General features: G+C 40.8%; 2 protein-coding genes. One reads left to right on the top strand and one right to left on the bottom strand.

Features of this window, described 5'->3' with window-relative positions:
• Positions 1–107 precede the first annotated feature (107 nt).
• Positions 108–410, top strand: a complete 303-nt coding sequence (locus R7O12_RS25600; RefSeq protein ID WP_005461131.1) for a DNA base-flipping protein — start codon at positions 108–110, stop codon at positions 408–410.
• Between the two features lie 29 nt (positions 411–439).
• Here the strand turns inward: R7O12_RS25600 and R7O12_RS25595 are convergent, their stop codons facing one another.
• Positions 440–874 carry a YbaY family lipoprotein gene (locus R7O12_RS25595; RefSeq protein WP_005461146.1) on the bottom strand — a complete coding sequence of 145 codons (435 nt, stop codon included), beginning with the start codon at positions 872–874 and terminating at the stop codon, positions 440–442.
• Positions 875–1,247: the final 373 nt, after the last annotated feature.

The following is a 1,247-nucleotide window of genomic DNA, read 5'->3' as shown; positions in this document are numbered from 1 at the left end:
GGTTCTCACTCACTCGAAACAAATGTTAAAACTGCCCAAGTACTGTTAGCGAAATACAAGTCGTGTGTATTACCATTCCTTAGCAAGCCACAACGGACAGTTTCAGTATGGACCAATTTTTAGTGCAAATCTTTGCTGTAATTCACCAAATTCCAAAAGGAAAAGTATCGACCTACGGCGAAATTGCCAAAATGGCAGGCTATCCGGGATACGCCAGACACGTAGGAAAAGCTCTTGGGAATTTGCCAGAAGGTAGCAAATTGCCTTGGTTTCGAGTCATCAATAGTCAAGGGAAGATATCGCTGAAAGGCAGAGACTTAGACAGGCAAAAGCAGAAATTAGAAGCAGAAGGGATCGAAGTGTCTGAGATAGGAAAAATCGCCCTCAGAAAATACAAATGGCAGCCTTAGGCTGCCATTTTTGTTCGCTATGTTTGGTATTAACGCGTACCAACTAGACGAATATCCAACTGGTGAGTTTGTGCTTCGTCTGTGATCACACCGTTATGCGTATCACTGATGAAACGCAATTTACCATCCACTTCAATACGCGCGCGCACGCTGTAAGTGTGATTCGGTTTAATTTCGTTGCTGTCGTAACTCAGCTCAAACGAAAGAGGAACTTGCTTACCTTCTGTTTCGAACGTTTGTTTTGCTAGAAGTTTAGATGGCGCATCAGCCAAAGACACATCTTCTAGTGTTACCGTAACCACAGCATTTGGTGGTAGAGCAATACGTTCACGGTAAGCCACTGTACCTGTAATTGTCTTCATTGACGCCTCAGCAGATTCCATTTCTGTTGTTTGAGAAGTTTGGCAACCCACTAACGCAGCGCCAAAAAGTAAAGAAGTAACAAGTAGTAGTGTTTTTTTCATATATTCCTCAAGAAGAGTATTAAATCGGGATAAGTATAGGGTTGGAATATAAAACTGTCTTGTTTCCTTTCGTTTATTTGACAATAGTTTGACTAAGTTAGAATTTTTCAAACAATTGATTTCGTTTCATAATTAGGACTAGCCGGACTTTTCCTGCAAAGCAGAAACGTTGTTACCATTCCTTTTGCCTTATTCGTAGGTTTATGGATGAGACTACTATTAAGTCACTCAACAGTTCTAAACAAAGTCACTTCACAGATCATCAGATCTTGAGGTAACGTGAAGAAAAAACACATCGGTGAGGAGACACAATGAGTAAACCACTACGAGAATTGCTCAGCCTACTACAACTCGAAAAATTAGAAGAAGGCTT

Source organism: Vibrio sp. Vb1574, from assembly GCF_033338675.1.
Note: the sequence above shows the minus strand (reverse complement) of the source record. Positions and strands in the feature narration are given on the sequence as shown.